The sequence below is a fragment of the Microbacterium sp. NPDC056736 genome (assembly GCF_042790415.1).
Lineage (GTDB): Bacteria > Actinomycetota > Actinomycetes > Actinomycetales > Microbacteriaceae > Microbacterium.
On sequence record NZ_JBHTZE010000006.1, the window covers coordinates 22,680 to 37,657 of the forward strand.

12 protein-coding genes are annotated in these 14,978 nt (G+C 71.6%); 5 read left to right on the forward strand and 7 right to left on the reverse strand.

All coding sequences use genetic code 11. The features are described from left to right. Positions 1-41 precede the first annotated feature (41 nt). Complete coding sequence (locus ACFRAL_RS12640; protein ID WP_378883392.1) at positions 42-1,577, forward strand: PucR family transcriptional regulator; 1,536 nt, start codon at positions 42-44, stop codon at positions 1,575-1,577. 119 nt (positions 1,578-1,696) lie between these two features. After that, positions 1,697-3,100 (forward strand): NAD(P)/FAD-dependent oxidoreductase, encoded by a 1,404-nt coding sequence (locus ACFRAL_RS12645; protein WP_378883395.1) that lies wholly within the window; start codon positions 1,697-1,699, stop codon positions 3,098-3,100. Positions 3,101-3,103: 3 nt separating this feature from the next. On the opposite strand, the gene ACFRAL_RS12650 is transcribed toward ACFRAL_RS12645, so the two are convergent. Continuing rightward, positions 3,104-4,582, reverse strand: a complete 1,479-nt coding sequence (locus tag ACFRAL_RS12650) for a helix-turn-helix domain-containing protein (RefSeq protein WP_378883397.1) — start codon at positions 4,580-4,582, stop codon at positions 3,104-3,106. Positions 4,583-4,811: 229 nt separating this feature from the next. On the opposite strand from ACFRAL_RS12650, the gene aceB reads away from it, so the two are divergent. Then, on the forward strand, positions 4,812-6,452 hold the full coding sequence (aceB, locus tag ACFRAL_RS12655) for a malate synthase A (RefSeq protein ID WP_378883836.1): 1,641 nt from the start codon (positions 4,812-4,814) through the stop codon (positions 6,450-6,452). A 48-nt stretch (positions 6,453-6,500) separates the two neighbouring features. After that, positions 6,501-8,096 (forward strand): isocitrate lyase, encoded by a 1,596-nt coding sequence (locus ACFRAL_RS12660; RefSeq protein ID WP_378883399.1) that lies wholly within the window; start codon positions 6,501-6,503, stop codon positions 8,094-8,096. A gap of 214 nt (positions 8,097-8,310) precedes the next feature. On the opposite strand, the gene ACFRAL_RS12665 is transcribed toward ACFRAL_RS12660, so the two are convergent. The 5 genes from ACFRAL_RS12665 to ACFRAL_RS12685 form a co-directional block, all read right to left on the reverse strand. Beyond that, positions 8,311-8,943: a response regulator gene (locus ACFRAL_RS12665; RefSeq protein WP_378883402.1), complete on the reverse strand. Its 633-nt coding sequence runs from the start codon at positions 8,941-8,943 to the stop codon at positions 8,311-8,313. Next, the gene (locus tag ACFRAL_RS12670) at positions 8,940-10,151 is read right to left on the reverse strand and encodes a sensor histidine kinase (protein ID WP_378883405.1); all 1,212 of its coding nucleotides are present in this window, start codon (positions 10,149-10,151) and stop codon (positions 8,940-8,942) included. Before ACFRAL_RS12670 ends, ACFRAL_RS12665 begins: the two co-directional genes overlap by 4 nt. Before the next feature lie 24 nt (positions 10,152-10,175). Next, complete coding sequence (locus tag ACFRAL_RS12675) at positions 10,176-11,009, reverse strand: ABC transporter permease (protein ID WP_336394847.1); 834 nt, start codon at positions 11,007-11,009, stop codon at positions 10,176-10,178. Continuing rightward, positions 11,006-11,887 carry an ABC transporter ATP-binding protein gene (locus ACFRAL_RS12680; protein ID WP_336394846.1) on the reverse strand — a complete coding sequence of 294 codons (882 nt, stop codon included), beginning with the start codon at positions 11,885-11,887 and terminating at the stop codon, positions 11,006-11,008. The genes ACFRAL_RS12675 and ACFRAL_RS12680 overlap by 4 nt, the downstream gene beginning before the upstream one ends. Before the next feature lie 152 nt (positions 11,888-12,039). After that, positions 12,040-12,384: a hypothetical protein gene (locus ACFRAL_RS12685; RefSeq protein ID WP_336394845.1), complete on the reverse strand. Its 345-nt coding sequence runs from the start codon at positions 12,382-12,384 to the stop codon at positions 12,040-12,042. 158 nt (positions 12,385-12,542) lie between these two features. Between ACFRAL_RS12685 and ACFRAL_RS12690 the strand changes: the two genes are divergently transcribed. Continuing rightward, on the forward strand, positions 12,543-13,745 hold the full coding sequence (locus tag ACFRAL_RS12690) for a pyridoxal phosphate-dependent aminotransferase (protein WP_336394844.1): 1,203 nt from the start codon (positions 12,543-12,545) through the stop codon (positions 13,743-13,745). A 94-nt stretch (positions 13,746-13,839) separates the two neighbouring features. Here the strand turns inward: ACFRAL_RS12690 and ACFRAL_RS12695 are convergent, their stop codons facing one another. Next, positions 13,840-14,976, reverse strand: a complete 1,137-nt coding sequence (locus ACFRAL_RS12695; protein WP_378883409.1) for a UDP-N-acetylmuramate dehydrogenase — start codon at positions 14,974-14,976, stop codon at positions 13,840-13,842. Positions 14,977-14,978: the final 2 nt, after the last annotated feature.

Here is a 14,978-nt window from a genome sequence, read left to right on the forward strand (position 1 = left end):
TTCTCGATGGACCGCTGTACGAAACGTACACTCGGAGCATCATGGACACCGACGCCCCCACGCTGCGCGCACTGCTCGCACGCAGAGATCTGCAGCTGTCACTGGCGATCGACGACGTCGATCCGGCGGCCCTGGACCGAGCGATCCGATGGGTGCACAGCTCGGATCTCGCCGACCCGACACCGTTCCTCTCCGAGGGCCTCGTGCTGCTCACGACCGGGACCCAGTTCCCCCACGGCGACGACGGCGGCGCGGACGCGGCCGAGGTGTACCGCGCGTACGTGCGCCGCCTCTCGGCGCGGGGCGTGGTCGGTCTCGGCTTCGGCACCGAGGTCGTGCGCGCCGGCATCCCACCGGCGCTCGTCGGCGCGTGCACGGATGAGCGGATGCCCCTGTTCGAGGTCCCCTACCGCACGCCGTTCATCGCCGTGGCGCGGGCGAACGCCGAGGCGATCGCGGCCGAGGCGTATGCCCGGCGCAGCTGGGCGCTGGCCGCTCAGCGGGCGATCGCGCTCGCCGCGCTCCGGCCGGACGGCCTCGGGGCGACGGTGGCGGAGCTCGCCAAGCAGCTCGACACCTGGGTGGGCATGTTCGACGCGGCCGGAGAGCTGTCGCGCGAGCACCCGGCCGGGAGTCTCGGCCACGACACGGCGGCCGCGCTGCAACGCGAGGTGACGGGCGTTCTCCACCGCGGGGCGCGCGCGGGATCGTCCCTGCACATCGGCCAGACCCCGTTCACGCTCCAGACGCTCGGGCGCGGCGGGCACCTCCGCGGCGTGATCGCGATCGCCGCGGGGGACCTCGACCAGGAGGGACGCGTCGTCGTGACAGCCGTCATCGCGATGGCCGGCCTGGCGCTCGAGCAGCAGCAGGGCCTGGCGCGGGCGCGATCGGCGCTGCGCGCGGGGCTCGCGCAGTCGCTCATGACCGGCGACCCCGGCCTCGCCCGGCGGACGTCGCGCGAGCTGTGGGGGCCGCTGCCGTCCGCGCCGGTCATGGTCGGACTGACGGATGCCTCCGCCCTGCGCGTCGACGGCATCGCCGAGCTGCTCGAGCTGTGGGCGGAGGAGCGGCGCGGCGCGCTGTTCTTCGGCCGCGGCGACGACGGCATCGTGCTCGTGGTCCCGTCGGACGACCGCTCGGCCGTGGACGAGCTCGCCGACCGCTTCGACGTGCGGGTGGGACTCTCGGACCCGACCGGCTACGACGGGTTCGCCGCGGCGGTGGGCCAGGCACGGGTCGCGCGGGATCGCGGTCTCGCCCCCGTGACGGCGTTCGCCGACGTGTCGGGCGCGGGCGTCCTGTCCGCCCTCGGGGATGAGGCGCGAGCCCTCGCACGGGCCGAGCTCGCTCCCCTCGTGGATCACGACGCGGCGCAGGGCACCCGACTCCTCGAGACGCTGCGGGTGTGGCTCGACGAGGACTGCTCGCACGAGGCATCCGCTCGATCCCTCGGCGTGCATCGCCACACCGTGCGCACCCGCCTGGCGCTCATCGAACGGGTCCTCGGGCGCGACCTGTCGTCGTTCGCGACGCGCGCGGAGCTGTGGGCCGCGCTGCGCGCGCTGGAGGACTGAGCGCTCGAACCATGCGGCGGTCGCGCGCCGTACACCGGATACGGGTGGACGCCGCGAATCGGACGGATCGACGACCCCTCGGCGCCGGCGTGCGCGGACGGCGGCGGTAGCCTGTGCGCGTGCCGCCGACCCGAGACCTCGATGACATCCGCAACGGCGACGTGTCGTGGTGGTGGCGCAGCGCCGGCGGGACTCCTGCCCCGCGACCGCCGCTGAACGGCGACCTGCAGGCCGACGTGGCGATCGTCGGCGCGGGCTACACCGGCCTGTGGACCGCCTACTACCTCAAGCGCGCCCAGCCCGAACTGCGGGTGGTCGTGCTCGAGCAGCGCTTCGCCGGGTTCGGGGCGTCCGGCCGCAACGGCGGATGGCTCACGAACACCGTCACGGGCGGCCGCGACGCGTTCGCGGCCTCGCACGGCCGCGACGCGGCCATCGCGCAGCAGCGGGCGCTCAACCAGACCGTCGACGAGGTCATCGGCGTCGCGCAGCGCGAGGGCATCGAGGCCGACATCGCGAAGGGCGGCGAGCTGAACGTCGCCCGCTCCGCCGCGCAGCTCGCCCGCCTGCAGGCCGCCGTCGCGCACGACCGCTCGTGGCCCCACACCGACATCGAGGAGTGGGATGCCGCGGCCACGGCATCCCGTCTCCGCATCGACGGCGCGCTCGGGGCCGCCTGGCATCCGCACTGCGCACGCGTGCACCCCGTGAAGCTGGCCGCCGGGCTCGCCGAGGCCGTCGAGCGCCTGGGCGTGACCGTCTTCGAGGACACGCGCGTGACCGAGATCACGCCGGGCCGCGCGGTGACCGACCGCGGCACGGTGCGGGCGGCACACGTCCTGCGTGCGACCGAGGGGTTCACGCCCGACCTGCGAGGGCACCACCGCGCGGTGCTCCCGATGAACTCGTCGATGATCGTGACCGATCCGATCCCCGCTGCGGTGTGGGAGCGGATCGGCTGGGAGGCCCGTGAGACGCTCGGCGACTTCGCCCACGTCTACATGTACGCGCAGCGCACCGCCGACGACCGCATCGCGTTCGGCGGCAGAGGCGTCCCGTACCGCTACGGCTCGCGCGTCGACACGGACGGACGCACCCAGGAGCGCACGATCCGCTCGCTCGCCCGGCTGCTGCGGCGGTTCTTCCCGGATGCCGCGGACGTGCCGATCGCGCACGCCTGGGCGGGCGTGCTCGGCGTCCCGCGGGACTGGACGGCCTCCGTCGCGCATGACCCGGCGACCGGCCTGGGCTGGGCGGGCGGCTACGTCGGCACCGGTGTGACGGCGACGAACCTCGCCGGCCGCACGCTGGCCGACCTCGTGCTCGCGCGCGACACCGAGCTCACCCGGCTGCCGTGGGTCGGGCACCATGCCCGGCGCTGGGAGGTCGAGCCGCTGCGGTGGGTCGCGGTGCACGCGATCTACACGGCGTACCGGGTGGCGGACCGGGTCGAGGACGCGCGGTCATCGCCGCGCACCGCGTGGCCGGCTCACGTCGCCGGCTGGGTCGCCGGCCGGCACTGACGATCAGCGCGGCGCGTGCGCCTCGAGGAACTCGTAGACGTCGGTCGTGTCGACCCCGGGGAACGCCCCCGTCGGCAGGGTGGCCAGGAGGGTTCTCGGCGTCCGCACGTTCGGCCAGGACTGCTCGCGCCACGCCGCCTCGAGGTCGGCAGGGGCCCGGCGGCAGCAGACCTCGACGGAGTGCTTCGACACCCCGCGGTTCGTCGTGTCGCGGCCGAGGAACCACCGGGTGTCGTCGAACCGCACACCCACCGACACCGAGTGGGCGCCCTCGCTCGACAGCTCCACGCGGGCGGTGCACCAGTACGTCCCGTTGCCCGTGTCGGTGTACTGGTAGTACGGGTTGAAGTGGTCGTCGACGTCGAAGACGACGCGCGACGTCCACTTGCGGCAGCACATCTGGCCCTCGATCGCGCCGAGGCGGTCCGTGGGGAAGTTCACGTCGTCGTTCTCGTACGCCTTGGTGATGGTGCCCGACTCGTGCACCTTGAGGAAGTGCACCGGGATGCCGAGGTGCACGGTCGCCAGATTCGTGAAGCGGTGCGCGGCCGTCTCGTACGAGACCGAGTACGCGTCGCGGAGGTCCTCGATCGAGATCGCGCGGTCCTTCTTGGCCTCCTGCAAGAACGGCACGACGTGGGCCTCGGGGATGAGCAGCGCCCCGGTGAGGTAGTTCGTCTCGACGCGCTGACGGAGGAACTCCGCGTACGACGTCGGCTCGCGGTGGCCGAGGATGCGGCTCGACAGCGCCTGCAGCAGTGCGGTGCGGGGGTCGCCCTTGGCCGTGACCCGGCTGGAGAGGTAAAGGCGGCCGTTCTTGATGTCGGCGACCGAGCGCGTCGTCTGCGGCAGGTCGGGCACGTAGTGGAGGGTGAAGCCGAGGTGGGCGGCGATGTCGGATGCCGTGCGCTGCGTCAGCGGACCCCCCGGGTGGTCGACGGCATCGAGGAGCCGGCGCGCCTCGATCTCCAGCTCGGGGAAGTAGTTGTTCTGCGTGCGCATCAGCCGCCGTAGCGCCACGTTCGCCCGCCGGGCCTCCTCCGGCGTCGCCGCCCGCTCGTCGCGGAGACGCTCGATCTCGCCCTGCAGGGCCAGCATCGCCTTCAGCGCCTCGGTCGGCACCGCCTTGCCGATGCGGAAAGGCGGGATCCCCAGCGCCTGGAACGTCTGGCCGCGCATGGCGCGTTCGAGGGAGATCTCGAGCGTGGCGCGCTCGTCCAGCGGCTCCGACTCGAGGATCGCCTCGATCGACGAGCCCAGCGCGCGGGCGATCGCCTGCAGCAGCGTCAGCTTCGGCTCGCGGCGCCCGTTCTCGATCATCGACAGCTGGCTCGGCGCGCGGTCCACGGCCGCGGCGAGCTCCTCCAGCGTCATGCCGCGGTCGGTGCGCAGTTGCCGGATGCGGCGGCCGATGGTGAGCGGGTCCACCCCGCCATCGTCGGGGACTTCTGCGGCGGCATCCCTGGTCAGCGTCGTCGTCATGGGCCGATTCTGTCACGAAAACAGAAATAGACGAAAACTTCACAGCCTGATTCGTCAGGCAGTTCCCCGAACTTCACCGCAGAGTGGTCTCACGACACACCGCCGATCGGCCCAGAACGCAGATCAGGGGCAACCGCGAATCCGGCCCACACGCCGGATCGGGGCATCCCACTCTCCACGCACTGCTCACAGGAAGACAGGGACCATGACACCTGCAACCGCCACCCCGATGCGTACGCGCACCGGACCGATCCCCACCCAGACGCACGAGCCCTCGATCGAGATCGCCGGGCGCCTCGGCCCCCGCTACGACGAGATCCTGACCCCCGCGGCTCTGGCGTTCCTCACCGAACTGCACCACCGCTTCGGCGCCCGCCGGCACGACCGGCTCGCCGACCGCATGCGCCGCCGGTTCGAGATCGGCAACGGCCACGACCCGCAGTTCCGCGACGAGACCCGGCACATCCGTGAGGACGCGCAGTGGAAGGTCGCCGGCGCGGGCCCCGGGCTCGAGGACCGCCGCGTCGAGATCACCGGCCCGACCGACCCCAAGATGACCATCAATGCGCTGAACTCGGGCGCGAAGGTGTGGCTCGCCGACCAGGAGGACGCCACCAGCCCGACGTGGAAGAACGTGATCGAGGGGCAGCTGAGCCTGCGCGACGCGATCCGCGGCGAGCTCTCGTTCACCAGCCCGGAGGGCAAGCGGTACGAGGTGACCGCGACCGAGACCCCGACGATCGTGATGCGACCGCGCGGGTGGCACCTGCCCGAGCAGCACCTCCGCTTCACCGACCGCGCCGGCCGCACGATGGCGGCATCCGGCTCGCTCGTCGATTTCGGGCTGTACTTCTTCCACAACGCCCAGGCGCTGATCGCGAACGGCCGAGGCCCGTACTTCTACATCGCCAAGCTCGAATCGAGCGAGGAGGCGAAGCTCTGGGACGACGTCTTCACCTTCAGCGAGCGCTACATCGGCATCCCGCACGGCACCATCCGCGCGACGGTGCTCATCGAGACGCTGCCGGCCGCGTTCGAGATGGAGGAGATCCTCTTCGAGCTGCGCGACCACTGCGCGGGCCTGAACGCCGGCCGCTGGGACTACATCTTCTCGATCATCAAGAACTACCGCGGCCGCGGCGCGCGCTTCGTGCTGCCGGACCGCAGCGAGGTCACGATGACGGTGCCGTTCATGCGGGCCTACACCGAGCTGCTCGTGCAGACGTGCCACAAGCGCGGCGCCTTCGCGATCGGCGGCATGAGCGCTTTCATCCCGAACCGCCGTGATCCCGAGGTGACCGAGCGCGCATTCGAGAAGGTCGCCGCTGACAAGAAGCGCGAGGCCGGTGACGGCTTCGACGGCACGTGGGTGGCGCACCCCGACCTCATCCCGGTGGCGCGCGCCGAGTTCGACGCGGTGCTGGGCGACCGGCCCAACCAGCTCGACCGTCAGCGCCCCGAGGTGGAGGTGCGGGCCGCCGACCTGATCGACGTCCACATCGGCCGCCCGATCACGAGCGCCGGCGTGCACGGCAACGTCTCGGTGGCCATCCGCTACATCGAGGCGTGGCTGCGAGGCCTGGGCGCCGTCGCGATCGACAACCTCATGGAGGATGCGGCCACTGCCGAGATCTCGCGCTCGCAGGTGTGGCAGTGGATCCATCAGGACCGCACGACCGAGGACGACACCCCGATCACCCGCGAGCACGTCGAGGGCCTGATCTCACAGGTGCTCGGCGAGGTGGACCGCCGCGACGGAGACCGCTTCGACGACGCGGCCGAGATCTTCCGCGACGTCGCCCTCGGCCAGGACTTCCCGGCGTTCCTGACGCTGCCCGCGTACTCGCGCTTCCTCGTCGAGACCGAGTGACGCGGCATCCGTCCCCGCGACACCCACACCACCACCCAAGGAACTGACATGACCGCGTACCAAGACGACATCGAAGCCATCCAGGCGCTCAAGGAGCAGCACGGCTCCGGCTGGGAGGCCATCAACCCCGAGCATGTGGCCCGCATGCGGGCGCAGAACCGCTTCCGGACGGGCCTTGCGATCGCCCAGTACACCGCCGACATCATGCGCCGCGACATGGCCGACTACGACGCCGACTCGTCGGTCTACACCCAGTCGCTCGGCGTCTGGCACGGCTTCATCGGGCAGCAGAAGCTCATCTCGATCAAGAAGCACCTGAAGAGCACGAACAAGCGCTACCTGTACCTGTCCGGCTGGATGGTCGCCGCGCTGCGCTCGGAGTTCGGTCCCCTGCCCGACCAGTCGATGCACGAGAAGACGGCGGTGCCGGCCCTCATCGAGGAGCTCTACACGTTCCTGCGTCAGGCCGACGCCCGCGAGCTGGACCTGCTCTTCACGCAGCTCGACGAGGCGCGCCGCGCGGGTGACGAGACCGCGGTCGAGTTCATCCAGTCCCAGATCGACAACCACGAGACCCACGTGGTGCCGATCATCGCCGACATCGACGCGGGCTTCGGCAATCCCGAGGCCACCTACCTGCTCGCCAAGAAGATGATCGAGGCGGGCGCCTGCGCCATCCAGATCGAGAACCAGGTCTCGGACGAGAAGCAGTGCGGCCACCAGGACGGCAAGGTCACCGTCCCCCACGAGGACTTCCTCGCGAAGATCAACGCCGTCCGCTACGCGTTCCTCGAGCTCGGCATCGACAACGGCATCATCGTCGCCCGCACCGACTCGCTCGGCGCCGGGCTCACGCAGAAGCTCGCCGTCTCGAGCCGGCCCGGCGACCTCGGCGACCGGTACAACGCGTTCCTCGACGTCGAGGAGATCTCGGAGGCGGAGCTGAGCGACGGCGACGTCATCATCCGGCGGGAGGGAAGGCTGCTGCGGCCGAAGCGCCTGGCCAGCAACCTGTACCAGTTCCGCCCCGGCACGGGCGAGGACCGCGTCGTCCTGGACTGCATCACGTCGCTGCAGAACGGCGCGGACCTGCTGTGGATCGAGACCGAGAAGCCGCACGTCGAGCAGATCGCCGGCATGGTCGACCGCATCCGCGAGGTCGTCCCCGACGCGAAGCTGGTCTACAACAACAGCCCGTCGTTCAACTGGACCCTCAACTTCCGTCAGCAGGCGTACGACCTGCTCGCGGAGCGGGGCGAGGACATGTCGGCGTACGACCGCGGCGACCTGATGAGCGTCGAGTACGACGACACCGAGCTGGCGCGACTGGCCGACGAGAAGATCCGAACGTTCCAGCGCGACGGGTCGACGCGCGCCGGCATCTTCCACCACCTCATCACCCTCCCGACGTACCACACGGCGGCGCTGTCGACCGACAGCCTGGCCAAGGGGTACTTCGGCGACGAGGGCATGCTCGCCTACGTGAAGGGCGTCCAGCGCCGCGAGATCCGCGAGGGCATCGCGACCGTCAAGCACCAGAACATGGCCGGAAGCGACATCGGCGACAACCACAAGGAGTACTTCGCCGGCGACGCGGCCCTCAAGGCCGGCGGCAAGGACAACACGATGAACCAGTTCGGCTGAACGGCAGACGGATGCCCCGGACCGCCCGGTCCGGGGCATCCGTCGTCGCTCCGCGGCATCCGTCGCGGATCCGGAATTCGGAGAACCGAAGCGTTTCCGGATCGATGCGCCGCCAGCTCTCCGGAAACGCTGCGAAAGTCCGAATTCCGGATCCGCGAAGTGGGGCAGGAGCCGACGAGGACGCCGGCGGAAGCCCGTTCGCGGTGAGCCGGCGTCAGGAGAGCAGGCCGCGCTCCATGGCGAGCGTCACGGCGCGCGTGCGGTCGGCGACCCCCAGCTTCTCGAACACCTTGAGCAGGTGCGTCTTGACCGTCGACTCGCCGATCCCGAGGGCGACCGCCACCTGCTTGTTGCTGTGACCGGTGGCGACCAGCCGCAGCACGTCGAGCTCACGGGCGGTGAGTACGGCGCCGGGCTCGGGGCGGCGCATCCGCTCGACGAGCCGCACCGCGACCTGCGGCGACAGCGCCGACTGCCCGGCGGCGACCGAGCGGATGCCGGCGACGATCTCCGCCTGCGGCGCCGCCTTCAGCAGGTAGCCCGATGCCCCAGCCTCGATCGCGGCGAGGATCTGGTCGTCGGACTCGTAGGTCGTGAGGATCAGCACGCGCGGCGGCGGCGTGCCCGCCTCTCCGCCGACGATCCGCGCGGTCGCCGTGACGCCGTCCACCCGGGGCATGCGCAGGTCCATCAGCACGACGTCCGGGTGCGTCGCGGCCGCCAGGCGGACCGCCTCGTCTCCGTCGGATGCCTCCGCCACGACGTCGAAGCCGGGCTCGTCCGACAGCAGACCGGCCAGGCCCGCGCGCACGACGGGATGGTCGTCGGCGATGAGGAGGCGGATCACGGCGCCTCGCCCGCTCGGCGTGCGTCCGCGGACGCCACAGTGGGCTGCCCCGGCGAGATCGGCAGCCGTACGCGCACGGTCGTGCCGGCGCCCGGCGCGGAGTCCACCTCGAACGTGCCGCCCGCCAGAGCCACGCGTTCCGCCATTCCCGCGAGGCCGAATCCGCCGCCGGTGCCCGCAGGGTCGAAGCCGCTGCCGTCGTCCACGATCTCGAGCAGTGCGCCCTCCTCCGACTCCCGCACCGCGACCGAGACGTGCGTGGCGCGCGCGTGTCGTGCGACGTTCGAGAGCCCCTCCTGCACGCAGCGCAGCAGCACGACCTGCCGGTCGCGGTCGAGCGCCTCGGCGACATCGTCGACCTCGATGTCGATCGCGGCGCCGTCGTGCGCGCGGAACCGCTCCGCGAGACGCTCGACGGCAGCACCGAACGCGGGCTCGTCGGGCACGGCGGCCGTGCGGGCGACGAGCGCGCGTGCCTCGCCGAGTGCGTCGCGCGCGACCTGCTCGACGGTCGCGATCGTCGCGGCCGCGGCATCCGCCTGCCCCTCTCGAGACTGCCGCCCTGCGCGCTCCGCGAAGATCACGAGCCCCGCGAGGGTCTGAGCGAGCGTGTCGTGGATGTCACGGGCGAGCCGCTCCCGCTCCTCCGACGCACCACGCTCGTGGCTCAGCGCCCGCACCTCGGCCTGCGCCGCCGTCAGCTCGTCGAGCAGTCGCGCCCGCTCCTCGCCGTACTCCGCGATACCCGAGATCCACAGGCCGAACGCGGTCGCGAAGGCGAACGAGAACCCGGCGGTCGTCAGTCCCGCGACGATCGCGCCCACGGTGAAGCCGCCGCCGATCGCGTAGCCGAGCATCACAGCCGCGGCGATCACAGCCGACCCGATGACGCCGCGGCGGCGGGTGTCGCCGAGCACCCACGCCAGCGGGTACGCGAGCACCTGGAGGGTCGCGAGGAACGCGGTCGCCGCGGTTCCGACGGTGAGGATGACAGCGATCGTCATCATGAACGCGACGAACCGCACCGTCGACGCGGCGCCGATCGCGGGGCGTGCGATCACGAAGTACGCCAGCGCGAACGCGGCGATGGCCACGAACGCGATCGCCCGTTCGGCCGCGCCCCCCGGCCCCAGGCCGAAGGCGATGGCCATCGCGATCGACGCCGCTCCGGCGACGACCGCGATGTCCCACCACCGCTTCTGCAGCATCCGTCCTCCTGTCCCTGAGTGAGGCTACGCGTTGCGGCGGATCCACCGGAAGGTGACGAGGGAGAGCACGAGCCCCACCACGAGCCAGATCCCCAGCGCCGCGGCGACGCCGCCCAGATTCCACTCGCCGCCCTGCTCGAGCGCCGCGAAGGCATCGGGGAGGAAGACCGCCCGCATGCCCTGCGCCATCCATTTCAGCGGGAAGAGCGACGCGATGTTCTGCAGCCACTCCGGCAGCTGCCAGAACATGAGGTACACGCCGGAGATGAACTGCAGGACGAGTCCGACCGGGATCACGACCGCGGTCGCGCTCTTGGCCGTGCGAGGCACGCTCGACAGCGCGATGCCGAGGAGAGCCGACGTGGCGATGCCGAGCACGAACACCCATGCGAACGTGAGCCACTGCGCCGGCTCGGTGGGCAGCGGCACGCCCAGCAGGATGCCGGCGACCGCGAGCAGCAGCACCGTCTGCAGGACGCCGGTGACCAGGACCTGCGCGATCTTGCCCAGGAAGTAGCTCACCGGGGAGAGGGGGGACCCTCCCAGCCGCTTGAGCGTGCCGTCCGAGCGCTCCAGGGCGATGTCGATCGCGAGGTTCTGGAACCCCGACAGCAGAAGCCCTGCCGCCATCATGCCGGGCAGGTACAGCTGCGCCATCGGCAGCGCCGGCACGCCCGGCGCGATCTGCACGTCGCCGTCCCCGCCGAAGGCGACGCTGAAGAGTCCCAGCATGAAGACCGGGAACAGGAACGTGAAGAAGAGCGTGTCGCCGGAGCGGAAGTACTGCCTCAGCTCGAACTGCGCCCGCCACAGGCCGGTCGGGACGATCCCCGGCACCCGTATCGCCGTCGTGCTCATCGCACCGTCTCCTTCATGTCCGCCGCCGCGACGCCGGATGCGCTCGCGACCAGTTCCAGATAGATGTCCTCGAGGCTCGGGCGGACGATCTCGAGCTGCTCCGGCTCGTGCCCCAGCCTCTCGGTGAGCTCCCCGACGAAGCGCAGCGGCGCGGTCGCGCGCTGCTCCCGCCGGACGCCCTGCTCGTGCCACCGGACGAGCGGCACGCGGGCCTGCGGTCCGCCGAACGTGTCGACCGGCCCCACCGCCTGCAGCCGGCCGTCCGCGATGACGGCCACCCGATCGGCGAGCTGAGCCGCCTCATCGAGGTAGTGGGTCGTGAGCAGGATCGTGGTGCCGTCCGCCTTGAGCCCGCGAATCAGCTCCCAGAACTCTCGGCGGGCCTCCGGATCGAAGCCGGTCGTCGGCTCGTCGAGGAAGAGCAGCTCGGGCCGGCCGATGATCCCCATCGCGACGTCGACCCGGCGCTGCTGGCCACCCGACAGCTTCGAGGTCCGCATCTTCGCCTGGGCCGTGAGGCCGACGGCGGAGATGACCTCGTCGACGTCTCGCGCGTCGGGGTAGAAGCCCGCGAACTGCCGCAGCTGCTCGCGGACGGTGAGCAGACCGCTCTGGCCGCACACCTGCAGCACGATCCCCAGACGCGCCTTCCACTCGAGTCCGCCGTGCTCGGGATCGACGCCGAGCACGCTCACCGTGCCGCCGCTGCGCCGGCGGTACCCTTCGAGGATCTCGACCGTCGTCGACTTGCCGGCGCCGTTCGGGCCGAGCAGGGCGAAGGTCTCGCCCTGCTCGATGTCGAAGCTCACGTCGTCGACGACCGCGCGGCCGTCATACGTCTTCTGCAGGTTCCGCACCTGCACCGCTGGAGTTCTCATGCCTTCAGCCTCGCGGCGCCGAGCCGCCTCGCCCAGCCGTCATCCGCAGGAGGAGGCATCCCCCATTCGGTGGATGCCCGCGTCCACCGGGTCGGGGTGCGGAGCGAAGCGAAGCGGGCCGCGAACCGGCGCGCGAACGGGCAGTCGCCGCGTCAGATGCTGCGCGGGCGTGCGGGCGCGGTGGGCGCCACGAGGGCGTCGGCGGCGGCATCCGCTCGCTCTTCGGCGCGAAGCATGCGCTGACCGCGGATGCCGCCGGCCAGCGCCCACGCGAGCAGCCAGACGCCCGACGCCACCGTGCCGATCGCTGAGACCCGCAGGCCGGTGTCGAGGTCGAGCAGCACCGCCAGCGCGACGAGCGACATGACGCCGCCGACGATGGCGCCGGTCGCGCCGATCATGGTGAGGACGCAGCCGCGCGCGAGCCACCAGGCGATCCCCCCGGCGATCACGAGCACGATGGCGAGCACGACCGCACCCCAGATCCACGCGTCCACGAGGCACAGGCTATCCCGGCCGGGGGAGCCGCGGAAAGGGCTCGCCGGGCGGCGGGCGGCGAGACCCGCCGTCGCCGGCGCCGCTCCCCCACCGGTCGCAGGCCGCCCGTGCGGAAGCAGCGGCTGAACCGCCGCGCCGCTCGGACTACGCTCGAAGCGTGACCGAACGCGCACCGCTCTCCCGCAAGCTCTCCGCCATCGCCGAGTCCGCGACCCTCAAGGTCGACGCCAAGGCCAAGGCGCTGCAGGCCGCCGGCCGCCCCGTCATCTCGTACGCGGCGGGCGAGCCCGACTTCGCGACGCCCGGATACATCGTGGATGCCGCCGCCGAGGCGCTGCGCGATCCCGCCAACTTCCGCTACACACCGGCGGCCGGCCTGCCGGTGCTGCGCGAGGCCATCGCCGCCAAGACGCTGCACGACTCGGGCCTGGACGTCGACCCGTCGCGGATCATCGTCACCAACGGCGGCAAGCAGGCCGTGTACCAGGCGTTCCAGACGGTCCTCAACCCGGGCGACGAGGTCCTGCTCCCCGCCCCGTACTGGACCACCTACCCCGAGGCGATCGCCCTGGCCGACGGCGTCCCGGTCGAGGTCTTCGCCGGGGCCGATCAGGAGTACAAGGTCACCGTCGAGCAGCTCGAGGCGGCACGCACCGAGCGCACGACGGCCCTCGTCTTCGTCTCTCCCTCCAACCCCACCGGCGCGGTGTACACCGCCGAGGAGACCACCGCGATCGGCGAATGGGCGGTCGAGCACGGCATCTGGATCATCTCCGACGAGATCTACCAGAACCTCGTCTACGAGGGCACCCGTGCGATCTCGATCGTCGAGGCGGTTCCGGATGCCGCGGCCCAGACGATCCTCGTCAACGGCGTGGCCAAGACCTACGCCATGACCGGCTGGCGCCTGGGCTGGATGGTCGGACCCGCGGACGCCATCAAGATCGCCGGCAACCTGCAGTCGCACCTGTGCTCGAACGTCAACAACATCGCGCAGCGCGCGGCGCTGGCGGCCCTCACCGGCCCGCAGGGAGAGGTCGAGCAGATGCGCCTGGCCTTCGACCGCCGCCGCCGCACCATCGTGTCGGAGCTGTCGAAGATCGACGGCGTGACCGTGCCCAACCCGCTGGGCGCGTTCTACGCCTACCCCGACGTCCGCGGCCTCCTCGGCCGCGAGTGGGCGGGCAAGACCCCGACGACGTCGCTCGAGCTCGCCGACCTCATCCTCGAAGAGGCCGAGGTCGCGGTCGTCCCCGGCGAGGCCTTCGGCCCGTCCGGCTACCTGCGCCTCTCGTACGCCCTCGGCGACGAGGCCCTGCTGGAGGGCATCCAGCGCCTGCAGCGCCTCTTCGCGTCCTAGCGACACAGCTCGTTCGGGCGCGTCCCGCTCGTTCGGGGCGCGTCGCGCGCGCCCCGAACGGGTGCCGCGCGCCCCAAACCCGGGATGGGGGGTGTCAGAGCTCGACGTTGACCAGCACGGGCTCGGGCTGGAGGAGGAGCCCGAACTCGGACTGCACGCGGCCCTGGATGAAGCGGGCGAGCTCGGCCAGCTCGGCGGCGGTCGCGCTGCCGCGGTTGGTCAGCGCGAGGGCGTGCTTGGTCGACAGTCCCGCGCGCGAGCGGGGCAGCTTGAAGCCCTTGCGGACGCCGGCCTGCTCGATGAGCCATCCGGCGCTCACCTTCACGTCGGACTCGACGGTGGTGGGCGCGGGCACGTGGCCGTCGAAGGTCGCGAGCGGGATGACCAGGACCGGATCGAGGTCTGGGTGCACGGGCCAGCGCGGGCACGCGTCGGGAAGCGTCCGGGCGAACGACGCCGACACCACGGCGTTCTGGAAGAACGAGCCGGCGCTGTACGTGTCGGGGTCGTCGGCGTCGAGCACCATGCCCTTGCTGCGACGGGTCTCGAGGATCCGGTCGCGCACCCACGCGAGCGTCACCTCGTCGTCGGGGCCGACACGCAGCGCCGTGCGCAGCTGGTCGCCGGCGATGCGACGGGCGTCGGGGCCGATCTCGGGCAGGTCGAGCGTGACCGACAGGATCACGGCACGACGCTCGGGCACCGAGCCGTAGTGGTGCTTGAGCACCGACGTCCGGAACCCGAGGCCGAGCTCGGCGGCCGGCACCGTGGAGACCTCGCCGGTCGACTCGTCGAGCAGTTCGACCTCGCTGAGCGTCTGGACGATCTCCTGCCCGTAGGCGCCGATGTTCTGCACCGGCGCCGCGCCGACGGTGCCGGGGATCCCCGACATCGCCTCCAGACCGCCGAGGCCGGCGTCCACGGCGTACGCGACGAGGTCGTCCCAGTCGTGTCCTGCCTGCACCCTCAGGCGCACCCGGCCCGGCAGAGGCGACGGCATCCGCTCGATGCCCTTCGTGAGCACGCGCACGACGGTGCCGTCGAACGGCTCGTCGCCGACGAACAGGTTCGATCCGCCGCCGAGCACGAGCCATTCGTCGCCGGACGCCCACACGTCGCGGAGGGCGTCGACGAGCTCGTCACGAGTCGTCGCCTCGATCATGCGGGCGGGCAGACCGCCGGTGCGGAGTGTCGTGAGCCGCGACAGCGGCACGGGGATGACCTCGGGCATGC